This window comes from Streptomyces montanus, from assembly GCF_005786655.1.
Taxonomy (GTDB): domain Bacteria; phylum Actinomycetota; class Actinomycetes; order Streptomycetales; family Streptomycetaceae; genus Streptomyces; species Streptomyces sporangiiformans.
Genome location: NZ_VBZC01000068.1, coordinates 43,236 through 49,257, shown reverse-complemented (window position 1 = coordinate 49,257; position 6,022 = coordinate 43,236). Strand labels below are relative to the sequence as shown.

Annotated in this window: 6 protein-coding genes; 1 reads left to right on the top strand and 5 read right to left on the bottom strand. The window is 69.7% G+C overall.

Annotation, left to right across the window (positions count from 1 at the left end):
- Positions 1-623: 623 nt before the first annotated feature.
- Positions 624-1,622, top strand: coding sequence for a tryptophan--tRNA ligase (gene trpS / locus FE633_RS39565; protein WP_138050003.1), 999 nt, complete (start codon positions 624-626; stop codon positions 1,620-1,622).
- Positions 1,623-1,713: 91 nt separating this feature from the next.
- Here trpS and proC read toward each other — a convergent pair whose 3' ends face one another.
- From proC to FE633_RS39540, 5 genes are all read right to left on the bottom strand, one after another.
- Complete coding sequence (proC, locus tag FE633_RS39560) at positions 1,714-2,526, bottom strand: pyrroline-5-carboxylate reductase (RefSeq protein ID WP_138050002.1); 813 nt, start codon at positions 2,524-2,526, stop codon at positions 1,714-1,716.
- 118 nt (positions 2,527-2,644) lie between these two features.
- Positions 2,645-3,415 (bottom strand): ABC transporter permease, encoded by a 771-nt coding sequence (locus tag FE633_RS39555; protein ID WP_171060308.1) that lies wholly within the window; start codon positions 3,413-3,415, stop codon positions 2,645-2,647.
- Positions 3,416-3,462: 47 nt separating this feature from the next.
- On the bottom strand, positions 3,463-4,272 hold the full coding sequence (locus tag FE633_RS39550; RefSeq protein WP_138050000.1) for an ABC transporter ATP-binding protein: 810 nt from the start codon (positions 4,270-4,272) through the stop codon (positions 3,463-3,465).
- A gap of 347 nt (positions 4,273-4,619) precedes the next feature.
- The gene (locus FE633_RS39545; protein WP_138049999.1) at positions 4,620-5,393 is read right to left on the bottom strand and encodes a class I SAM-dependent methyltransferase; all 774 of its coding nucleotides are present in this window, start codon (positions 5,391-5,393) and stop codon (positions 4,620-4,622) included.
- A gap of 29 nt (positions 5,394-5,422) precedes the next feature.
- The gene (locus FE633_RS39540; protein WP_171060307.1) at positions 5,423-5,977 is read right to left on the bottom strand and encodes an EamA/RhaT family transporter; all 555 of its coding nucleotides are present in this window, start codon (positions 5,975-5,977) and stop codon (positions 5,423-5,425) included.
- Positions 5,978-6,022 lie beyond the last annotated feature (45 nt).

The following is a 6,022-nucleotide window of genomic DNA, read 5'->3' as shown; positions in this document are numbered from 1 at the left end:
CGGAGACGGGGTATCAACATATCTGGCGTTGATTTTTGGCACGCTGTTGAGTTCTCAAGGAACGGACGCTTCCTTCGTACTCACCCTCACGGGCTTTCCTCCGGGCGCTTCCCTTCGGTCTTGCGTTTCCGACTCTATCAGACTCTTTCGCGTCCGATTTCCCTGTCGGAGGGGGGTGTCTTCACGGCTGTTGGGCCGTTCCAACGAGTGAGACTTTAGCGGAATCCCCGCCCCCGAAGCCAATCGGGGTCGCGTCCTTTCGAACGCGGATTCCTCATTTCGCAAACGCGCATGAAAACGGGCCGACGACAGGTCGTCGATCCTCAGATGCTTGCTGCGGAATGGCTGTCCGGGGACCGACCGGAGTCGGCGCTCACGTCGGACAACCCGGAGCACACTACGGACCGGGTAGAGGCGTGTCAACTCCGCACCTGAGGGCACCCCGGAGGCGTACTCTCGGACTCATGACGACGCATACGTGCACCCAGCAGTGGTGGGCCGCCTGAGGGCGGCCGTGCTCACGTATGTACTCAACGGCCGCCGCCTCGGCGGCCGTTTCTCGTATCTCCCTCCTGGAGAGCCCGGCCGTCGGGCAGCGGTGGTCCTGACCAGGAGGTGGAGAGATGACGCGCATCTTCAGCGGGGTCAAGCCGACCGGGCATCTGACGCTGGGGAACTACTTGGGGGCCGTACGGCGGTGGGCCGATGTCGATCAGCACCGGGCCGACGCGCTGTTCTGCATCGTCGACCTGCACGCGTTGACCGTGGAGCACGATCCCGGCCGGGTGCGCAGGCTCAGTCGGCAAGCGGCCACGCTGTTGCTGGCCTCCGGGCTCGATCCGAAGCTGTGCACCGTGTTCGTGCAGAGTCATGTCGATGAGCACGCGCGGCTGTCGTATCTGCTCGAGTGCGTCGCATCGGACGGGGAGATGCGGCGGATGATCCAGTACAAGGAGAAGGCCGCGGTCGAGCGGGCGCGGGGTGGGAGCGTACGGCTGTCGTTGCTGACGTATCCCGTGCTGATGGCGGCGGACATCCTGGCCTACGGGGCGGACGAGGTGCCGGTGGGGGACGACCAGACGCAGCACGTGGAGCTGACACGGGATCTGGCGGTGCGGTTCAACCAGCGCTACGGGCATACGTTCGTGGTGCCGCGGGCCACGCCTCCGGCGGTGGCGGCGCGGGTCATGGATCTGCAGGCGCCGACTTCGAAGATGGGGAAGTCGCACGACGTCGGGGCCGGGATCATCTATCTGCTCGACGAGCCGGACGTGATCCGGAAGAAGATCATGCGGGCGGTGACGGACAGCGGGCAGGGCGTCGTCTACGAGCGGGAGGCGCGGCCCGGAGTCTCGAATCTGCTGGAGATCCTCGCGGCCTGTGAAGGGGGGAACCCCGAAGCCCTGAGCGGTGTATATGAATCGTACGGAGCGTTGAAGAAGGACACCGCCGAGGCCGTGGTCGAGCTCCTCAGGCCCGTACAGGAGAGGCACCAGGAGTTGTGTGCGGATCCTGCGTATGTGGAGGGGGTGCTGCGGGATGGTGCGGAGAAGGCCAGGGAGAAGGCGAGGCCGAGGGTGGACGCGGCGTATAGGGCGATCGGGTTGCTCCCGCCCGCCTGACCGCTGGGTCGCTGTGACGCGGCGGCGCCGGTGTCTGGACGGGCGGGCTCCAGGCACCGGCGTCGAGGCGGGGCGGGTCGGCGGGCGGGCGTCAGGTGCTTTTGCCGCTGGCCAGTTCGCGACTGCGGTCGCGGGCGGCCTCCAGGGCGGCGATGAGCGCGGCGCGCACGCCGTGGTTCTCCAGTTCGCGGATCGCGTTGATGGTGGTGCCGGCGGGAGAGGTGACGTTCTCGCGGAGCGTCACGGGGTGTTGGCCGCTGTCGCGGAGCATCACGGCGGCGCCGATCGCGGACTGGACGATCAGGTCGTGGGCCTTGTCGCGGGGCAGGCCGAGGAGGATGCCCGCGTCGGTCATGGCTTCGACCAGATAGAAGAAGTACGCCGGACCCGAGCCGGAGAGAGCGGTGCAGGCGTCCTGCTGGGACTCGGGGACGCGGAGCGTCTTGCCGAGGGCGCCGAAGATCTCCTCGGCGTGGGCGAGGTGTTCGCCGGTGGCGTGGGTGCCGGCGGAGATGACGGACATGGCCTCGTCGACGAGAGCGGGGGTGTTCGTCATGACGCGGACGACGGGCGTGCCCTCGGCGAGGCGCTCCTCCAAGAGGGAGGTGGGGATGCCCGCGGCGCCGCTGATGACCAGACGGTCTGTGGGGACGTGCGGGACAAGCTCGTCGAGAAGGGTGCCCATGTCCTGGGGTTTGACCGTGAGGATCAGGGTGTCGGCGGTCTTGGCCGCCTCGGGGTTGGTGACCGGGGTGACGCCGTAGCGGTTGCGGAGCTCTTCGGCTCGCTCGGGGCGGCGTGCGGTGACCAGGAGGTCGGCGGGCGACCAGCCGGCTCGGATCATTCCGCTGAGCAGGGCTTCGCCGATCTTGCCGGTGCCGAGCACTGCGACTTTCTGGGTCATGTTCCGTTGCCCTCCGGTGGATGCGTCGTCCAAGGTCCATCCTCGCACCGAGGGACACCAGGTGGGCCGAGATGTCCACCCGCCGGGACGGATGCCGTACCTGGGGGCGCCGGCCCCGCTATGCGGAGCGGCGGCGGAGGGTTGCGGCGCCGAGGGTGAGGACCAGGAGCGCGCAGGCCGCGACGATCAGGGCGTCGCGGATGAAGTCGGCCGTTACGTCGGTGTGCTTGAGGACTTCGTTCATACCGTCGACGGCGTACGACATGGGGAGGACGTTGGAGATGCCCTCGAGGACGGGGTGCATGTTGGGGCGAGGAGTGAAGAGGCCGCAGAGGAGGAGCTGCGGGAAGATCACCGCCGGCATGAACTGGACGGCCTGGAATTCCGAGGACGCGAAGGCCGAGACGAAGAGGCCGAGCGCCGTGCCCAGCAGGGCGTCGAGGAGAGCCACGAGAAGGAGGAGCCAGGCCGAGCCCGTGACGTCGAGGCCCAGGGCCCAGAGGGCGAGGCCGGTGGCGAGGACGGACTGGACGATGGCGACGGCGCCGAAGGCGAGGGCGTAGCCCGCGATCAGGTCGGCCTTGCCCAGGGGCATGGCCAGGAGGCGTTCCAGGGTGCCGGAGGTGCGTTCGCGGAGGGTGGCGATGGAGGTCACCAGGAACATGGTGATCAGCGGGAAGATCCCGAGGAGCGAGGCGCCGATGGAGTCGAAGGTGCGCGGGCTGCCGTCGAAGACGTAGCGAAGCAGCAGGAGCATCACGCAGGGGACGAGAACCATCAGTGCGATGGAGCGCGGGTCGTGGCGGAGTTGGCGCAGGACTCGGGTCGCGGTGGCGATGGTGCGGGAGTAGTTCATGGCGCTGGGCCTCGGGGGCGTGGTCGGGCTCATACGCGTCGTGGTGCCGGTGCGGGTGCTGGTGCTGGTGCTTGGGCTCATCAGACGGTCTCCTTCTGGTTGCCGGCCGCGATCGCCTCGTCGACCAGGTGGAGGAAGGCGTCCTCGACGGTGTCACTGCCGGTGTCGAGGCGCAGGGCGTCAGGGGTGTCGTCGGCGAGGATCTCGCCCTCGCGCATCAGGAGCAGACGGTGGCAGCGCTCGGCTTCGTCCATGACGTGGGAGGAGACGAGGAGGGTGGCGCCTCGCTCGGCGGCGATGGTGTGGAAGAGGTTCCACAGGTCGCGGCGGAGTACGGGGTCGAGGCCGACCGTGGGTTCGTCGAGGACGAGGAGTTCCGGTGTGCCCAGGAGCGCGACGGCCAGGGAGACACGGCTGCGCTGGCCCCCGGAGAGGTTGCCCGCGAGGGCGCCGGCGCGGGAGGTGAGGTCTACGTCGGCGATGGCACGGGTGACGTTCTCGTGGCGGCGTTCGGCGGACGTACGGCCGGGGTCGAGGATCGCGGCGAAGTAGTCCAGGTTCTGGCGGATCGTCAGGTCGTCGTAGACGGACGGGGCCTGGGTGACGTATCCGATGCGGGAGCGGAGTGTGGCGTCGCCCGCGGGGCTGCCGAGGACCTCAAGGGTGCCGGTGACCTTGGCCTGCGTGCCGACGATCGCCCGCATCAGGGTCGACTTGCCGCAGCCCGACGGGCCGAGCAGTCCGGTGATCTGGCCGTGGGGCACCTCGAAATCGAGCCCGCGCAGGACCTGACGGCCTCCTCGAACCACGGTGAGGTCGGCTGCGCGGATCGCTGGGGCTGTGGAGGGCGAGGGGCTGGTGCTCGGTGGGTCCGTCGAGTAATTCATCATGCGATGAATAATGCTCCTGCCCGAGGGCCTCGTCAAGCGTGGGAGGGCAGTGGGCGGCCGGGGCTGCCGCCGGGCACGCGGGAGCGGCACGAGAACGGCGCGGCGCGGGAACCGGGAGCGGCACGAGAACGGCGCGGCGCGGGAACGGGAGCGGCACGAGAACGGCGCGGCGCGGGAACGGGAGCGGCGCGGCCGCCGGGCGCTCCCGCGCGCGGGAGCGAGGTGGGGTGAGGGGGAGCATGGGATCCGCGACGCGTGCTCCCGGCTCGCGTTCGGTGGCGGCCTCGTGGCTCGCGTTCGGCGGCGGCCCGTAGTCGTGGCCCGTCTTGCCGGTGTGCCGGCGGGGCTCAGGAGCGGGTCGCCACGATCACGTCGACGTTGTAGACCTCCTCGACCAGCCCGTCGGGGAAGGTCTCCAGAAGGTGGCCGCGTTCCTCGGCGAGGAAGGCCGTGGTCTTCTCCTCGCCGAGGACGAGGAAGACCGAATGGCTGCCGATGTTGGCGAGGTGGGTGTCGAGCGGGACGGTGCGGCTCCACCGGACCTGGCGGTGGGCGAACCGCGGGACATACGGCGCCCCGGCGAACGCGGCCTCGGCACGGAAGCCGCCGTTCTTCTTGCCGATGCCGACGTACCGCTCCACGCGCTCCGCCTGCGCGGCGAGCCACGGCACGTCCTCGGCGTCCATGTTCCACCACAGGGCCAGCGCTCCGCCCGGCCGCAGCACGCGCATCGCCTCCGGCAGGGAGCAGGCCGGGTCGGTCCAGTGCCAGGCCTGGGCGTACGTCACGACGTCGGCGTACGCGTCGGCGAACGGCAGCGCGTTGCCGTCGGCACGTACGAGCGGCGCGTCCGGGAGCGTCCGGCGGAACTGGGCAGCCATGCCCTCGCCCGGCTCGACAGCCACGACGTGTGCCCCGCGCTCGCGCAGCAGGGTGGTGGCTATGCCGGTCCCTGCGCCCACATCGACGACCCGGGCGCCGGTGAGGGTGCTGCCCGCGAGATTCTCGACCGCTTCGAAGAGGGCGGGCGGATAGGAGGGACGGTTGGCGGCGTACTGGGCGGCGGCCGAGTTGAAGGAATGGGCGCGGCGGGCAAGCGAGTTGGGTGGTGTCGACGTCATACCGTCATCGTGCCCATCACGGCGGCGGATCAGCGCTTGCGCTTCTTCGACGCGTTGCCCTTCGACGCGTGGCTCTTCGACCCGTTGCTCTTTGATGTGTTGCTCTTCGACTTCGCCGGATTGCCGGTGCGTCGCACGCTGCGCCGCTCGTACCGCTCGCGGGCCTCCTCGTACTCGGTGCGCAGCAGCTTCTCACCCGGGGCCTCGCCCAGGGAGCGGAAGAAGTACGCGACGAGCGAGCCGACGAACCCGATGGCCATCAGACTGCGCAGGCGCGCCTGCGTCTCCGGGTCGGCCCGCTCGCGGAACCCCTCCCAGGTGCGGCGGAAGGCGATCGCGCTGCACGCCGTGAACATCACGACGAGGAGCAGGTTCACCAGTCCGCCGACGGCCGCGATCTGCAGCCCTTCGTAGGCGAACCGCAGCACCAGGCACGCGGCGACGGCCGCGGCCAGCGCCCCTGTGGCGACCCCGGCGCGGCGCGCCGCGTATCCGCCGTCGTGACGCACCCAGGTGGTGCCGAAGAAGCGGAGGGATTCGGGCTGAGGGCCCGCGAAGACGCCGGGCCCGGTTTCGTCACTCATGGGCCGATTATCGTCCCACAGCTGGAGGCCGAGGCCACTCTCCGG